Source organism: Peptoniphilus stercorisuis, assembly GCF_017874395.1.
Lineage (GTDB): Bacteria > Bacillota > Clostridia > Tissierellales > Peptoniphilaceae > Anaerosphaera > Anaerosphaera stercorisuis.
The window spans coordinates 26,278-41,409 of record NZ_JAGGLJ010000005.1 but is presented as its reverse complement, the minus strand read 5'-3'; the positions used below and the strand labels follow the sequence as shown (position 1 = coordinate 41,409).

Genomic DNA, 15,132 nt, shown 5'->3' with positions numbered 1-15,132 from the left:
TACTTTTTATATAAATACACATAAAAAAGTGTGTGTAAACAATTGCTTACACACACTTTTTTTAGAATCTAAGTTGATTATAAATTAGCTTTGTATTCTTCATATGATTCTTTATCATATGGAACTTTAATTTCTTCTTCAACTATTTTCTTTTCAATTTCAGGCATTTTGTCTAAAATTTCTTTTTTAACATTCTTATCTGATGTTGGTGCAATTCCTACTGCTCCTTCATCTTTAAGTCCAAGTGAAATTGTAGTTCCACCTTCAAACTCTTTTCCTTCAGCTAAATCTTTAACTAAATTATGAACTGCAACATTTGCATTTTTCATAGCTGATGTTAAAACATTTTCTGGTGCCATTTCGTATTGGTCTCTATCTACACCAATAGCCCATTTACCTTGTTCTTTAGCTGCTTCAATAACGCCGTCTCCACCGCCTCCAGCTGCATGGAATACTACGTCACATCCTTGTTGATACATTTGAGTAGCTATAGCTTTAGCTTTTTGAACGTCTGAGAATCCACCAATGTATTGGCTTTTAGTTTCAATTTCTTTTCCTAGTTCTTTAGCTGCATAATCTACTCCAGCTTTGTAACCATATTCAAATCCCCAGATAATAGTACTTTCTTGTCCACCAACAAATCCAACTTTGTCAGTTTCTGTAGTAAGTCCTGCAATATAACCAACTAAGAAAGAAGGTTCTTCTTGTTTGAACATAATTCCAAGTAAGTTATCTGGTGCATCTTCTGGTGCAACGTCTACAATTGCATATTTAACATCAGGATTAGCTTTAGCTTCTTCAGAGATTGCATCTCCCATTTTAAATCCTGCACCTACAATTAGATCGTCTTCATTGTCAAGTAATGTTTCAAGGTTTGGTTTATAAGCATTAGCATCTTTTGATTCTAAGTATTCAACACTTACTCCAAAATCTTTTTGTGCTTTTTCAAGTCCTTCCCAAACACCTTGGTTAAATGATTGGTCATTAATTCCACCCTCATCTGTAACAAATCCTACTTTTAAATCAGAAGCTGCAGCTTCTGTTGTTGCGTTATTGCCTTCATTAGCATTTGCAGCATTATTTGGTGCAGACTTTCCACAACCAACTAAACCTAATGCCATAACTAATGTAAGAGCAATTAATGAATTTCTCTTTTTCATAGTATCCTCCTATTTACTTTTAATCTCTAGTACATTATATAATATACCCTATATATTTTCAAATAATTTGTCTTTAAAATAAAACGTTTACAGAGTTTTATATAATAACACATAAAAAAATAAAGCCTGATATATCAGGCTTTATTACATAGCTCTTGGTATTATACAAACAATTAAAGTTACAACAAAGAATAAAATTGTATAACCTAAATTTTGTTTTAAATCTTTTTTAGAAAGTTTAAGTTCATTTTTTGCCATTAATTTTGCAATACAAGCTCCAATAAATGCAAGTATTGGATAAATAGTAAGTATTGCCAAAGTGGACTCTCCAAGTCCTAAGAATCTATAAAATGTCAATAATATAAACATTAATAGTAATGTATATAAACTTTTTAATTTCTTTTTATCTAACCAAGTTATTATAAGTACAATAATTATAGATGCTACAAATACCACTGAAGATACATTATTTATAATTGAAATTCTGGATATTGCGCTTTTGTTTAATATTTCTTGTGCATTTACATAAAATCCTGATTGATTAAAGTATGGATTTTCTCCTTCAATGTTTTTTTCTGAATTCACAAATTTATCTACTCTAGCATTTGTAATAAATACAGTATTTTTAGCAACATCTTCTTTTCCTTTATAAACTAAGTTTCTTGGTTCATAATAAATTGAAAAAGAATATCTTTCAATGTCTTTTGATAATGGAACTCTTATTTCTGAATTTGCTTTAAATTTATAATTGCTTACATTTTTATAAAGTTGTGAATGCTTTAGCTTTTCATTAAATAATTGATCATTAACTTTATCATAATCACCTTTTAGTTTTACTATACTATGACTTGGTGTTATGTTCTCATCAAAAAATATTTGTCTTACAGGTGTTCCTAAAATTCTAAGACTAGATTCCTCGCCCGAAAAATCAAACTCAACATCATATCTAACTAGTTCTTTTGAGTTTTTATTTTCTATACTTCTTGAAACTACTAAATCAGAAATTTCTACTGGATTTTTAAATAATAATCCATTAAATCCGTCACCATCTTTATTCTCATTAGACCATAAAATTTCTGTTCCAAATTGAGAGCTTAATGTGGAGATAAATAAAATTGCAATAAAAATTCCAAATAATATAAAATTTTTTAATTTTTTACTCATTAGTTAACCTCCATAGTTATGAAAACATTTTATAATATAATGATATCATATGCTAAAGAAATAATAAACAAATATGTATAAGATAATATATTAATATAAAAAAATAGAAGGTTAAAACCTTCTATCATTTCATTGTTGCTATTACCTCAGTCCAGATTCTATCATATACTGCGACCATTTTATCTAAATCTCTATAGACTTCTAAATTAGGTAGGTCTTCCATATTAGGATATGCTACATAAGAATTCCTAATTTCATCTGGAAGTAAATCTTTAGCTTTTACTACAGGTGATGTATATCCTACACAATACTCTGCATTTATAGCAGCTATATCTGGTCTAGACATAAAATTAATAAATTCTTCTGCTCCTTTTTTATTCTTAGCACTATTTGGTATTACAAAGGAGTCATACCAAATATTAGAACCTTCTTTTGGAACGACATATTTTAAATTTTTATTTTCACTCATCATTAAAAGAGCATCACCAGAATACATTACTCCCATTGCTGCATCTGCTTGAACTAAAACATCACGACCATCATCAGTAAGATATGCATATACTAGTGGTTTTTGTTTTATTAATTCTTTTTTTGCACTTTGTAGCTCATTAATATCTACACTATTCATAGAATATCCTAGTTTTCTAAGAGCTATTGCTATTGAATCTCTTTGTGAATTATACATAATTATTTGATTTTTATATTTTTCATTCCATAAATCACTCCAACTAGTAATTTCATTTTTTATCATAGAATCATTATATACAATGCCAAGAGTTCCCCAAAAATAAGGTACTGAATACTCATTTGTTGGATCAAAGCCTGGATTTTTTATATTTTCTTCAACTCCAGCAAAATTTGGAATATTATTAAAATCAATCTTTTGAACTAATCCTTCTTTTATAAGTCTTTCAATCATATAATCTGATGGTACTACTATGTCATAAGAATCAGAATTTTGAACTAATTTTACATATAAATCTTCATTTGATGCATAAGTTTCATAATTTACTTTTATCCCAGTTTCCTCTTCAAAAAGTTTAATAGTTTCTGGATCTATATATTCTCCCCAGTTATATACATTAATTGAATTTGCACTATCAGTTTTTTTACATGAAGATAAAAATGAAGTAGTGAAAAGTAAAATAACTAATATTATAAGTAACGAAATTTTCTTTTTCATTATTTCACCTTCTTTTGTACTTGAGTGTCTTTTCTTTTATTAATAATTAAAAGAAGTACTAGTAAAAATGTAAACATCAATGCAGATATGGCATTAATTGATGGATTTATTCCCTTTTTTGCCATTGAATAAATTGTAATAGATAAATTTGTAACACCATGACCTGTATTGAAAAAACTTATTACAAAATCATCTACAGAAAGTGTAAAAGCCATTAATGCACCTGTAAATATAGCTGGTCTTATTTGAGGAATAACTACATTTTTAATTGCATAAAAAGGAGTTGCTCCAAGATCCATTGCAGCTTCTAGTGTATGTTTATCCATTTGTTTTAATTTTGGAAGTACTGATAATATAACATATGGTGTACAAAATACTATATGAGATATTATCATAGTCAAATATCCAAACTCAAGTCCCATAAATCCAAAAAGTCCCATTAGAGAAACTGCTGTTACTATATCTGGATTTAATACTGGCAAATAATTCACATCTAATATTAAGTTTTTCTTATGACCTTTTAAATCATTTATTCCAATTGCCGCTATTGTTCCAAGTATTGTAGATACAATTGTTGCAATTACTGCAATTAAAATTGTATTATATAAACTTTTTAATATTGTTGGATCATCTAATAATTCCTTATACCATTTTAATGTAAATCCTGCCCAAGAACCTCTAAGTTTAGAATCATTAAATGAAAAAACAATTAATACTGCAATAGGTGCATATAGAAAGATAAATACTAAAGCTAAATATAATTTATCAATAATTTTTCTTACCATAATCCACCTCCACTTGAGCCACTTTTAACTTTATTTTTTTCTTTACTAGATTTATTTGATCCTGCTAAGAATATAATCATAATCACTATTAATACCATTGAAATTGCTGAACCAAAGGCCCAGTTTCCAGTAAAGGTAAATTGTTGTTCTATTAAGTTTCCAATTAAATAAAATTTATTTCCACCAAGTAAGTTTGGTATTATAAATGTTGATATAGCTGGTATAAATACCATTGTAATACCGGTATATACTCCTGGTAGAGATAAAGGAAGTATTACTTTTAAAAATACTTTAAAATCATTTGCTCCTAAGTCTTTTGCTGCATCTATTAAAGACTTATCCATTTTCAATAAGTTTGTATATATTGGAAGAACCATAAATGGTAAAAAGTTATATACCATTCCAATCATTATAGCTTTCATATTGTACATAATATTTAATGGAGCTACTCCAAAAAGCGCTAGAAATTTATTTATTAATCCATTGTTTCCTAATAATGTAAGCCATGCATATGTTCTTAATAAAAAGTTCATCCACATTGGTATTACAAATAATAAAATTAAACTATCTCTCCATTTACTTGATAATCTTGAAATAATATATGCAACAGGATATCCAACTAAAAGACAAACTATAGTTGAAAGTAATGCAACTCCTAAAGAAACAAATAATATTTTTAAATAAAGAGGTTCAAAAAATCTTTGAAAATTACTAAAGGAAAAACTATAATTTTCAAGTCCCATACCTGTGTTTCCATTAAATGCATATACTAGAATTAAAATTAAAGGAAATACTAAAAAAATCATTGCCCACAATACATAGATATAGGAATATTTTTTCAACTCTTCTCACCTGCTTTCATTACATGAATAAGGTCTGGTTTAATATTTATTCCAACCTTTGAACCAACATCTTTATTTACAGTTGATTGAACAATCATATTGTATCCATTTACATCAACTGTCATTTCATAATGTACGCCTTTAAATATTTCAGACTTTACAATTCCAGATAACATTCCATCTTCATTTACAAGCTCAACATCTTCTGGTCTTACTACAATATCTACCTTTTCATTTTTTGAAAATCCCTTATCTACACATTTAAAATTAGTATCTAAAAATTCAACTAAGTAATCTTCATGCATTATGCCTGGAATAATATTACTCTCCCCAATAAAATCTGCTACAAAAGCATTTTTAGGCTCATTATATACATCCATAGGACTTCCAATTTGTTGAATTTTTCCATTATTCATAACAACTATTGTATCTGACATTGATAGAGCTTCTTCTTGATCATGAGTTACATATATAAAAGTTATACCTAAACTTTGTTGTATCTTTTTAAGTTCTAATTGCATAACTTGTCTTAATTTTAAATCTAAAGCTCCTAAAGGTTCGTCTAAAAGTATAACCTTTGGCTCATTTACAATAGCTCTTGCTATTGCAATTCTTTGTTGCTGACCACCACTAAGTGATTCAATTTCTCTTTTTTCAAAGTTTTTTAAATTTACAAGTCTTAGCGCTTCTTTTACACGAGTTTCAATTTCTCTTGGATTTACCTTTTTTATTTTTAATCCAAATGCTATATTGTCAAAAACATTTAAATGAGGAAATAGAGCATATTTTTGAAAAACTGTATTAAGTTGTCTTTCATAGGGTTCAAGTTCAGTAATATCTTTATCTTCGAATATTACACGACCAGAATCAGGAGTCTCAAAACCTGCCATAATTCTAAGTGTAGTTGTCTTTCCACATCCACTTGGTCCTAAAAGAGTTAAAAACTCATTCTTTTTTACAGTTAAATTAAAATCATTTAAAATAATATCATCATCATATGCCTTATTAATGTTTTTAAGTTCTATTACGTTTTGCATATTAACCCCCTTAAAAATTAGGTGGTGAACTAATCCAAATCACCCTTGCCTTTTTATTTTTAACATTTTCTATATAACTAAGCTTATCAGCTCTAAAATAAAAAGTTTCGCCCTTTTTGACCTCAAACTTCTTATTTCCATAATTTAAAATTATCTCCTCATCTATAATATATCCCATTATCTCTCCTTCAAAAGGCAAAACCTCTTTTGACATGCCTTTTGGCTCAATTTCTATAATAGTAGGTTCCATTATATTTTTTTGAGCATTGGGAACAATCCAGTTTATAGTATAAGAATCCTCTTTTATACTTTCTACATAATCATTTTCAGTAAATACTATTTTTTCTTCTGTGTCATCTTTAAAAAATTCAAGAGGAGTAATACCTAGAGCTTCTAAAATATCAATTAGAGTCGCTATAGAAGGCGATGTTAAATTCCTCTCAACTTGTGATATAAAACCCTTTGTAAGTTCTGATCGATCTGCTAATTCTTCTTGAGTTAAATTTTGTTGAACTCTTAAGTTTTTCAATTTATAACCAATATCCATAGTTCCTCCTTTAAATATATATTAAACTTATTATTTACTTTATTAAACTTCAAAGATATTATAATTTTTTTGTTATTTTTTGTCAATAATATTTAAAAAATTTTACTTTTTGTTTTATATTTTAAACTTCCTCTTAAAATTAAAATTACCTAATTTAAATCTTTGTAAAAAAAATAGGCGAATCGCCTATTTTTACCAACTTCCTGATGAGCCTCCTCCTCCAGAAGAGCCTCCACCTCCTGAAAAGCCTCCGCCTCCTGAACGACCTGATGATCCACCACCAAATCCTCCAAAACTTCCGCCTCCATAAGGTCCTCTATATCCACCATAATAATTTCTTCTTCTAGTAGGTGGTCTTCTATTAAACATATTAGAAATAATTATAAGTAAAATAATAATCATTATTATTTCGCCTAAACTCATTCCATTGTTATTTTCATAGGATTCTTCAGGATCTATCTTATCAGATATTTCAACTCCATATTCATTAGAAATAAATTCAAGTAATTCATTATAGCCTTCTACCATTCCATATTCATAGGCTTTTTTATCTTTTCCAGTTCTATCTCCTTCTGGAAAATACATAACCATATTTCTAATTATTCTTGCACTTATTACATCTGGAATATAACCTTCTGATCCATATCCTGTTTCAATTTTTACTTTTCCATCTTCCATTGCTAGAAGTAAAAGAACTCCATTGTCTTCTTCTTTATCTCCTATTTGCCATGTTTCAAAGATTCTAGTTGCATATTCTTCAATAGTATATCCTTCTAAAGAATTTACTATTGCAACTACAACTTGCCCTTTAGTTTTATTTTCTAGATCTCTATTTGTATTATTTATATATTTTTTACTTTCGCTAGATAGTATATCGAGTTCATCATAGACATAATGATCTGCATCTTCAGGTTTTGGAATTATACTATTTAAATCGTCTGCAAAAACTGTAGTAAAACTTAGTATAAAACATAAAAACAATATGATGAAATTCTTTTTTTTCATACTATCACCTAGAACTTAACTTCTGGAACTTTTTCATCTTCTGCACTTATTTCAAAATAAGCTTTCTTTTCAAATCCAAACATTTTTGCAAAAATATTCATAGGAAATGATCTAACTTCTTTATTATATTCTTTTACTTTTTCATTATATCTTTGTCTTTCTGTAGATATTCTATTTTCAGTTCCTTCAAGTTGTGCTTGAAGATCTAAGAAGTTTGTATTTGCTTTTAGTTCTGGATATCTTTCTACTACTACATTTAATCCATTAATAGCACTTGATAATTCATTATTTGCATTAGCAAGTTCTTCAGCATTTTTAGCTTTTTCTACATTACTTCTTGCTTCAGTTACTTTTGTAAAAGTTTCTTCTTCATGTGTTGCATATCCTTTTACAACATTTACAAGATTAGGAATTAAATCAGCTCTTCTTTTTACTACAATTTGTACTTGTGAGTAAGCTGCATCTACATCATTGTCTAAAGCAACTAACTTATTGTATTTCGGAACTATCATAGCAATAATTAAAACAACTACTGCAAGAACTATAATAAGTCCTTTATTCTTCTTCATTTTGAACTTCACCCTCTTTTACTTTTATGATTTTCATATTTGCTATAGCACTTTCTACAAGTTCTTCTATATCAAGAGGTTCTTCAGATTTTTCTATATCCTTAAGTCTAGGTCTAAGTGATGGATGTTTTGGTAAAAATACTGTACAACAATCTTCAAAAGGAAGTATTGAAGTTTCATAAGTTCCAATTTTCTTAGCCCAATCAATAATATTTACCTTATCCATTCCTATTAATGGTCTAAATACTGGTCTATTTGGTATTGCACTTGTTACAGTAAGTCCATCAATTGTTTGACTTGCAACTTGTCCTAAATTTTCACCTGTAATAATAGATTTATACTCATTTTTTTCAGATAATCTCTCAGCAATTCTCATCATAAATCTTCTAGATATAATTGTCATTTCATCTTCTGGACAATTTTTATTTATTTCCTTTTGTATAGGAAGTAAATTTATAGAATAAATTGTCATATTACCTGTAAAAGCAGATAGTATTTCTGCAAGTTTAAACATTTTTTCTTCAGCTCTTTCAGATGTGAAAGGATATGAATGAAAATGCACAGAATCTATTTGCACTCCACGTTTTGCCATTAAAAATCCTGCTACTGGTGAATCTATTCCTCCTGATAATAAAAGAAGTCCTCTACCATTTGTACCCATTGGAAGACCACCATAAGCTTTATATCTTTTAGTGTATAAATAAGCTTCTTTTTTAATATCACAATAAATATATAAATCAGGATTGTGAACATCTACTTTTATTGGGAAGTTTTTAAGTACAGCTCCACCAATTCTATTATTTATTTCCATTGAAACTAATGGATAATTTTTATCTGCTCTTTTTGCTACACCTTTAAATGTTTTAATTGAAGGATTATCTTCAAGAGCTTCTTTTGTTATAAGTTTAACTCCTTCTTCAATCTCTTCAATATCTCTATTTATTTTTATACATGGACTAATATAAACTATTCCAAAAACATGTTTAACTCTTTCTATAATTTGATCAAAATTTTCATAATCCGCTGCAATATAAACTTTTCCCATATCTTTATATACTGATTTAAATCCTATATCAGCAATTGATTTTTTAACTTGACCAATTAATTTATTTTCAAAATGTTTTCTATTTTTTCCTTTTAATACTACTTCGCCTAAACTTAAACTTATAACTCTTTCCACTAAATCACCTTTTCATTATTTCTCTTATTTCAGATACATATTTTTCTAATGCCTTTATAAATTCATCTATTTGTTCTTCATCTATATCTTTAGATATACAAATTCTAATAGTTCCCTCTGATAGCTTTTCGTTAATTCCTATTGCCTCTAAAACATGTGACTTATGAGTTCCATTTGAAGTACAAGCAGATGCTGTTGAAATGTATATTTCATCTTGCTCTAAAAAGTGAAGTAGCACTTCTGCTCTTACATCTTTAAATGAAACTGAAACTATATATGGAGAAGAATAATCAGTACTATTAAATTCATAATCACCAAATTTTTCATTTATTTTTTCAATTAAATACTTCTTTATCTTTTGAGCATGTTCATATTCTTTATTAAACTCTTTATAAGTAATCTCACAAGCCTTTCCAAGCCCTAAAATACCAGGAACATTTTCAGTTCCAGATCTTAATCCACTTTCTTGCCCTCCACCAATTACTAGAGAACTGATTTTTAAAGAATTTTTTAGATATAATACTCCAATTCCCTTTGGACCATAAATTTTATGTCCACTCATAGAATATGTATCACAACCTAAAGTTTTAACATCTACTGGAATTTTTCCAAAGGCTTGAACTCCATCTACATGTATTAATACATTTTTATTTATACTTTTTACTTTTTTTATAATATTTTCAATATCATTAATAGATCCAACTTCATTATTTACATGAAAAAGACTTAAGACAATAGTTTTACCATCTATTTCATTATATAATTCTTCAGTATTTAAATTTCCATAACGATCAACAGGTATTTCAACTATATCAAATCCCTTTTCTTTATAACTTCTAAGTTGATCTATAACTGAAGCATGTTCTATTTTTGTTGTTATTATTTTATTTCCAAGTCTTTTGTTTTTCTTAATAAGACCATGTAATGCAATATTGTTACTTTCTGTACCTCCAGATGTAAAATATAACTCATCTGGTGCTGCATTTATTAGTTTCGCTATATTCTTTCTAGATTCTTCTACCTTTTTTTCTGCGCTAAATCCAAGTGAATGTAATGAAGAAGGATTTGCAAAATCTTCCTTTAATGCTTGAATCATTACATCTACAACTTCTTCCCTTGGTTTTGTTGTAGCACAATTGTCTAAATAAATCATTTTATCACCTTTTATAACTTTCATAAAATAACTAACTATACTAATATACAGCAAGTTCAATTATTGTCAATAATATTATTATAGAGTACAATTAGAATAATTTAAAGGTGGCGATTTAAAAAAAATGAAAAAATTAAATTATGATTTTAATATAAATGACGACTTTATTTTAAATAAATTTCAAAATTCAGTAGTTCTTGATATAGAAACTACAGGACTTTCAAGAAAATATAATAATATTTTTTTAATTGGACTTTGTGAAATCAAAAAAAATTCTTCCGTAGAACTTTTCTTTGCAGAAGATTTAGGGGAAGAATATGATATTTTAAAAGAAATAAAACCCTACTTAGACAAAAACATAATTACTTTTAATGGAAATTCCTTTGATATTCCCTTTATTAAAGAAAAATATGATTTTTATAATATGGATTTTCCACAAGTTGAAGGCTTTGATTTATATAGATATATTAAAAATTACAAACATATACTAAATCTTAAAAATTATAAACAAAAATCTCTAGAGGAATATTTAAATATTAATCGTGATGAATTTATATCTGGGGCTGAGGTTGTAAGTAGTTATAGAGATTATCTTATAAATAAAGATTACGAAAACTTTAAAGATGTAATAGTACACAATCGTGACGATATAATCGGACTTACAAATTCTTTAAAAGTTGTAGAGGAAATAGAAGAAATCAATTCAATTGAAATTAAAGAAAAACTTTTTATTATAAATACAATTAATTTTGATAAAAATACTTTAATTATTAATGGAAAAACAAATTTTAAAACTACTTCTTATTTCAATTATTTTAACTACTCTTTAATTAGCAAAAATAAATATTTTACAATCACCATTCCAACACATAGAGCAAAATATGATAATAATAGATTTTGTAACTTTGTTTTAAAAAGCGAATTTCCAAATGTCCAAAACAAAATAAAAATTCCATCTCCTAAAGAAATTTTAATTCTAAAGTTAGATGGAATATTATTTAAAAATGTCTATGAAATAGTAAAGAGAATTTTAGAAGAAAACTTCTAATTTTTCTTTACTTGTTTTTTTGCCAAGTAAACTTCCTACTACAAATAATATAAGAGTTATTATAATAGATGGGACTATTGGATCAAATCCAAAGAAATCAAATTTAAATTGTTTTAATAAAATAAATATTATAGGTCCAAATAAACTTGATAATATTGCTCCTGTTGAATTAGCACCCTTCCAATATAATCCCAATATTATAGATGCTAAAAATGCACATTCCATTCCACCCATTGCAAATAAATTTATCCAAACTATTAGTTCTGGTGGGTTTATCGTTAGAATAAATACTAATGTTCCTATTAGAAATGTAGTAATCATACTTAAGTTACTTATTTTCTTTTCACTTATATTTTCTACATCTTTTACAATATAATTTAAATATAAATCCTTAACTATTGCAGCTGATGTCATAATCAAAAGTGATGACACTGTGGACATAACAGCTGCAATTGGCGCTGCTATAAATATTCCTGCAATAAAGGGATTTAAATATTTCAAAACAATATTTGGCACAATATAATCAGTATTTTGAAACTCACTTGGAGATATTACAGCAGGAGCAAACACTCCGCTAATATGCATTATAAGCATTAAAGCTCCTAGTACTATTGTTCCATATACCATTGCATCATGTAAAGACTTTGTGTCTTTAAAACCCATTGCTCTTACTGCTGTTTGAGGAAGACCTATTGTTGCAATACCTACTAGTATCCAAAAACTCATTATAAATTGTTTTGGTGCTTCTCCTCCTGCATCAGGAGTATTCCAACCAGGATTTACTTCATTTAATTTAAGAACTATATTATCAAGTCCTCCGCCGACTTTTATAATTGTTCCAAGAAATATTATTGATCCAATAAGCATTACTACACCTTGAATAGTGTCTGTTGTAACTACTGCTTTAAATCCACCAAAACTTGTATATACAATTACAACTATTCCAAATAATAAAAGTCCAACTACATAGGGAAGTCCTGTTACACTTTGAAATAACACTGCTCCTCCTACAAATTGAGCCATCATTTGAGCTATTGAAAAAACTATAAGCCATATTGAAAGTATTATAACTGCAATTGGTGAATCATATCTATGTCTTAAAAAATCTGTAACTGTAACTGAATCTGTTCTTCTTGCTATTATTGCAAACTTTTTGCCTAGAACTGCAAGTATTATAAATGCTGTAGGAACTTGAATCATAGATAAAAATACCCATGACAATCCTTTTGAATAAGCTATTCCAGGACCACCTATAAAACTAGAAGCACTTGTAAATGTTGCAACTAAAGTCATAGCAAGTACAAATCCTCCCATAGATCTTCCACCTATAAAATAGTTATTTATAAAACTTGTTCCCTTTTCTTTATCTTTATTATTTTGTTTTCTACTTATTCTTAAACCTATATATAAGTTTAACAACATATATGCAACTAAAACACTTATAAGTATAAAATTATAACTCATATTAACCCCTAATCTTCATCTTCTAAATTAAAATTTTTAAAAAAGAATTTTGTAACTATTATAGTAGCTATACAAAACCATATATATCCAACAACACAACTTAAAAAGAACCAAAGTGGCAAGCCAAGTATATATTTATATTCACTTGGATCTGTATTAGAAAGACCATATCCCGTTAAGTACCACCACAAAAAATAAAGAATATAAAGAAATATAGATATTTTAGTCTCTTTATTTATTTGTCTATTTTTTTCTTCTATTGTCTTTAATGAATTCACACTTCTCCTCCTTTTTATCTTAATAATTATATCAAATTTATTTTAATAATCAAAAGTTTTAAGCATAAAAAAAACTGCATCTAAATGCAGTTACTCTGGTGGACCTGGGGGGACTCGAACCTCCGACCTCACGCTTATCAGGCGTGCGCTCTAACCAGCTGAGCTACAGGTCCTAATATAAAATTAATTGGCAGGGGTAGCAGGACTCGAACCCACGACACCTGGTTTTGGAGACCAGTGTTCTACCAACTGAACTATACCCCTTAACAACAATATATATATTACCAAAGTTTTACATAAATATCAATAGAAAATACTAATTTATACAAATTAATTTTTTTATTTCTTCAAACTTCTTATCTCCAATGCCTGAAACACTCTTAATATCCTCAATTGAACTAAATTCTTCATTTTGTCTATGTTCAATAATTTTATCTGCCATTTTAGGACCTATTCCAGGTAAAGTTTCCAGTTCTGATTTTTCTGCAGTATTTATATTAATTTGTCCACCTTCTAAATTTCCATCACCTATATCTACTGAGCTAGTTTGTTCTTCTATTTTTGGAATATAAACTCTCTCTTCATCTTTAAGTTTCTTAGCCAAATTTATTTTATCAAGATCTGCATCTTCAAATACTCCTCCAGATGCTTCTACTGCATCAATAACTCTAGAATCACTACTGAGTTTAATCAGTCCTGGATTTTTAACTCTTCCACATATGTGAACATAGATCTCTTCATTAAAATTATCATTTTCAACTTCTAATATCTCATTATTTTTAATATTTACTTCTTGATTAATATTGTTAGAATCACTAAGGTTTATATTTTCTTTAGACTTCTTCTTACTCATAAAAAACACTAAAACTATCAGCATAATTAAAGCTACAATCATCTTCTCCCTTTTTGTGATTTTATCCAAAATTTCCTCCTATACTAATTCAAGAGCTATTTTCATCATATTTGTAAAAGCAACTTCTCTTTCCTTTGCTGTAGTTTCTTTATCAGTTCCAATTAAATCAGAAACAGTTAATATAGAAAGAGCATTTGCATTATATCTTGCAGCATTTAAATAAAGCGCATAAGTTTCCATTTCTGTAGCAAGTACATTTAAAGATTGCCATTTTTTATAATCTTCCATATCACTTTGATAAAAAACATCAGAAGATAGCACATTTCCAACTTTAGTGTGTATATTAAGTTTTTTTGCTACATTAAAAGCTTCATTTAATAATTCAAAATCAGAAATAGCAGAATATATTCCATTTAAATCAAATGAATTTATATAACTTGAATTAGTACAAGCACCTTGAGCTAAAATAACATCATATAAATCAAGATCCTTACCATATGCTCCACATGATCCAACTCTTATTATATTTTCAACATCATAGAAGTTTATTAATTCATATGAGTATATTCCCATTGACGGCATACCCATACCACTTCCCATTACAGAAACTTCCTTGCCATTATACTTTCCAGTAAATCCAAGCATATTCCTAACATCAGTTACAAGTTTTACATCTTCTAAAAAATTCTCGGCAATAAACTTAGCTCTTAAAGGATCTCCTGGCATAAGAACAGTTTTTGCAAAATCTCTCTTTTCAGCTCTAATATGTGGTGTCATTTAAATACCTCCTTATAATAATCATTTAATACTTTAATCTTATAATATAAATAAATTAGATTCAAGATATGTTATAATGCTTAAGAG

The 15,132-nt window shown here is 27.8% G+C and carries 16 protein-coding genes and 2 tRNA genes; 1 reads left to right on the top strand and 17 read right to left on the bottom strand.

Annotated features, from left to right (window positions below):
• Nucleotides 1–77: 77 nt before the first annotated feature.
• From J2Z71_RS03340 to J2Z71_RS03290, 11 genes are all read right to left on the bottom strand, one after another.
• Nucleotides 78–1,160 (bottom strand): BMP family ABC transporter substrate-binding protein, encoded by a 1,083-nt coding sequence (locus tag J2Z71_RS03340; protein WP_210060440.1) that lies wholly within the window; start codon nucleotides 1,158–1,160, stop codon nucleotides 78–80.
• Between the two features lie 144 nt (nucleotides 1,161–1,304).
• Complete coding sequence (locus J2Z71_RS03335; protein WP_210060439.1) at nucleotides 1,305–2,324, bottom strand: hypothetical protein; 1,020 nt, start codon at nucleotides 2,322–2,324, stop codon at nucleotides 1,305–1,307.
• Nucleotides 2,325–2,448: 124 nt separating this feature from the next.
• Nucleotides 2,449–3,507 carry an ABC transporter substrate-binding protein gene (locus tag J2Z71_RS03330; RefSeq protein WP_210060438.1) on the bottom strand — a complete coding sequence of 353 codons (1,059 nt, stop codon included), beginning with the start codon at nucleotides 3,505–3,507 and terminating at the stop codon, nucleotides 2,449–2,451.
• Nucleotides 3,507–4,292 (bottom strand): ABC transporter permease, encoded by a 786-nt coding sequence (locus tag J2Z71_RS03325; protein WP_210060437.1) that lies wholly within the window; start codon nucleotides 4,290–4,292, stop codon nucleotides 3,507–3,509. The genes J2Z71_RS03330 and J2Z71_RS03325 overlap by 1 nt, the downstream gene beginning before the upstream one ends.
• A complete protein-coding gene (locus J2Z71_RS03320) occupies nucleotides 4,286–5,134 on the bottom strand; it encodes an ABC transporter permease (protein ID WP_210060436.1) in 849 nt (282 codons plus the stop codon). The genes J2Z71_RS03325 and J2Z71_RS03320 overlap by 7 nt, the downstream gene beginning before the upstream one ends.
• Nucleotides 5,131–6,171 (bottom strand): spermidine/putrescine ABC transporter ATP-binding protein, encoded by a 1,041-nt coding sequence (gene potA / locus J2Z71_RS03315; RefSeq protein WP_210060435.1) that lies wholly within the window; start codon nucleotides 6,169–6,171, stop codon nucleotides 5,131–5,133. The genes J2Z71_RS03320 and potA overlap by 4 nt, the downstream gene beginning before the upstream one ends.
• A 10-nt stretch (nucleotides 6,172–6,181) precedes the next feature.
• Nucleotides 6,182–6,718: a helix-turn-helix domain-containing protein gene (locus J2Z71_RS03310; RefSeq protein WP_210060434.1), complete on the bottom strand. Its 537-nt coding sequence runs from the start codon at nucleotides 6,716–6,718 to the stop codon at nucleotides 6,182–6,184.
• Between the two features lie 192 nt (nucleotides 6,719–6,910).
• A complete protein-coding gene (locus J2Z71_RS03305) occupies nucleotides 6,911–7,723 on the bottom strand; it encodes a TPM domain-containing protein (protein ID WP_210060433.1) in 813 nt (270 codons plus the stop codon).
• A gap of 8 nt (nucleotides 7,724–7,731) precedes the next feature.
• Nucleotides 7,732–8,292 carry a LemA family protein gene (locus J2Z71_RS03300; protein ID WP_210060432.1) on the bottom strand — a complete coding sequence of 187 codons (561 nt, stop codon included), beginning with the start codon at nucleotides 8,290–8,292 and terminating at the stop codon, nucleotides 7,732–7,734.
• Complete coding sequence (gene thiI / locus J2Z71_RS03295) at nucleotides 8,279–9,472, bottom strand: tRNA uracil 4-sulfurtransferase ThiI (protein ID WP_210060431.1); 1,194 nt, start codon at nucleotides 9,470–9,472, stop codon at nucleotides 8,279–8,281. The genes J2Z71_RS03300 and thiI overlap by 14 nt, the downstream gene beginning before the upstream one ends.
• 4 nt (nucleotides 9,473–9,476) lie before the next feature.
• Nucleotides 9,477–10,625 carry a cysteine desulfurase family protein gene (locus tag J2Z71_RS03290; protein ID WP_210060430.1) on the bottom strand — a complete coding sequence of 383 codons (1,149 nt, stop codon included), beginning with the start codon at nucleotides 10,623–10,625 and terminating at the stop codon, nucleotides 9,477–9,479.
• 124 nt (nucleotides 10,626–10,749) lie between these two features.
• Here J2Z71_RS03290 and J2Z71_RS03285 point away from each other — a divergent pair, with 124 nt between their 5' ends.
• Complete coding sequence (locus J2Z71_RS03285) at nucleotides 10,750–11,673, top strand: ribonuclease H-like domain-containing protein (RefSeq protein WP_210060429.1); 924 nt, start codon at nucleotides 10,750–10,752, stop codon at nucleotides 11,671–11,673.
• Here the strand turns inward: J2Z71_RS03285 and panF are convergent.
• The 6 genes from panF to deoD all read right to left on the bottom strand — a co-directional run bounded on the left by panF (nucleotide 11,656) and on the right by deoD (nucleotide 15,045).
• On the bottom strand, nucleotides 11,656–13,137 hold the full coding sequence (gene panF, locus J2Z71_RS03280; protein ID WP_210060428.1) for a sodium/pantothenate symporter: 1,482 nt from the start codon (nucleotides 13,135–13,137) through the stop codon (nucleotides 11,656–11,658). The genes J2Z71_RS03285 and panF overlap by 18 nt on opposite strands.
• Nucleotides 13,138–13,145: 8 nt before the next feature.
• On the bottom strand, nucleotides 13,146–13,415 hold the full coding sequence (locus J2Z71_RS03275; protein WP_210060427.1) for a YhdT family protein: 270 nt from the start codon (nucleotides 13,413–13,415) through the stop codon (nucleotides 13,146–13,148).
• Nucleotides 13,416–13,511: 96 nt separating this feature from the next.
• Nucleotides 13,512–13,588: transfer RNA gene (locus J2Z71_RS03270), tRNA-Ile, on the bottom strand.
• 15 nt (nucleotides 13,589–13,603) lie between these two features.
• Nucleotides 13,604–13,679 (bottom strand) — tRNA-Trp (locus J2Z71_RS03265).
• Nucleotides 13,680–13,731: 52 nt separating this feature from the next.
• A complete protein-coding gene (locus tag J2Z71_RS03260; protein ID WP_210060426.1) occupies nucleotides 13,732–14,337 on the bottom strand; it encodes a DUF655 domain-containing protein in 606 nt (201 codons plus the stop codon).
• Between the two features lie 9 nt (nucleotides 14,338–14,346).
• A complete protein-coding gene (gene deoD, locus J2Z71_RS03255; protein ID WP_210060425.1) occupies nucleotides 14,347–15,045 on the bottom strand; it encodes a purine-nucleoside phosphorylase in 699 nt (232 codons plus the stop codon).
• Between the last annotated feature and the right edge of the window lie 87 nt (nucleotides 15,046–15,132).

Bases quoted from the DNA above. Each gene is read 5' to 3' on its own strand.
- J2Z71_RS03340 (WP_210060440.1), bottom strand. From the start codon at position 1,160: ATGAAAAAGAGAAATTCATTAATTGCTCTTACATTAGTTATGGCATTA.
- J2Z71_RS03335 (WP_210060439.1), bottom strand. From the start codon at position 2,324: ATGAGTAAAAAATTAAAAAATTTTATATTATTTGGAATTTTTATTGCA.
- J2Z71_RS03330 (WP_210060438.1), bottom strand. From the start codon at position 3,507: ATGAAAAAGAAAATTTCGTTACTTATAATATTAGTTATTTTACTTTTC.
- J2Z71_RS03325 (WP_210060437.1), bottom strand. From the start codon at position 4,292: ATGGTAAGAAAAATTATTGATAAATTATATTTAGCTTTAGTATTTATC.
- potA (WP_210060435.1), bottom strand. From the start codon at position 6,171: ATGCAAAACGTAATAGAACTTAAAAACATTAATAAGGCATATGATGAT.
- J2Z71_RS03310 (WP_210060434.1), bottom strand. From the start codon at position 6,718: ATGGATATTGGTTATAAATTGAAAAACTTAAGAGTTCAACAAAATTTA.
- J2Z71_RS03305 (WP_210060433.1), bottom strand. From the start codon at position 7,723: ATGAAAAAAAAGAATTTCATCATATTGTTTTTATGTTTTATACTAAGT.
- J2Z71_RS03300 (WP_210060432.1), bottom strand. From the start codon at position 8,292: ATGAAGAAGAATAAAGGACTTATTATAGTTCTTGCAGTAGTTGTTTTA.
- J2Z71_RS03290 (WP_210060430.1), bottom strand. From the start codon at position 10,625: ATGATTTATTTAGACAATTGTGCTACAACAAAACCAAGGGAAGAAGTT.
- J2Z71_RS03285 (WP_210060429.1), top strand. From the start codon at position 10,750: ATGAAAAAATTAAATTATGATTTTAATATAAATGACGACTTTATTTTA.
- panF (WP_210060428.1), bottom strand. From the start codon at position 13,137: ATGAGTTATAATTTTATACTTATAAGTGTTTTAGTTGCATATATGTTG.
- deoD (WP_210060425.1), bottom strand. From the start codon at position 15,045: ATGACACCACATATTAGAGCTGAAAAGAGAGATTTTGCAAAAACTGTT.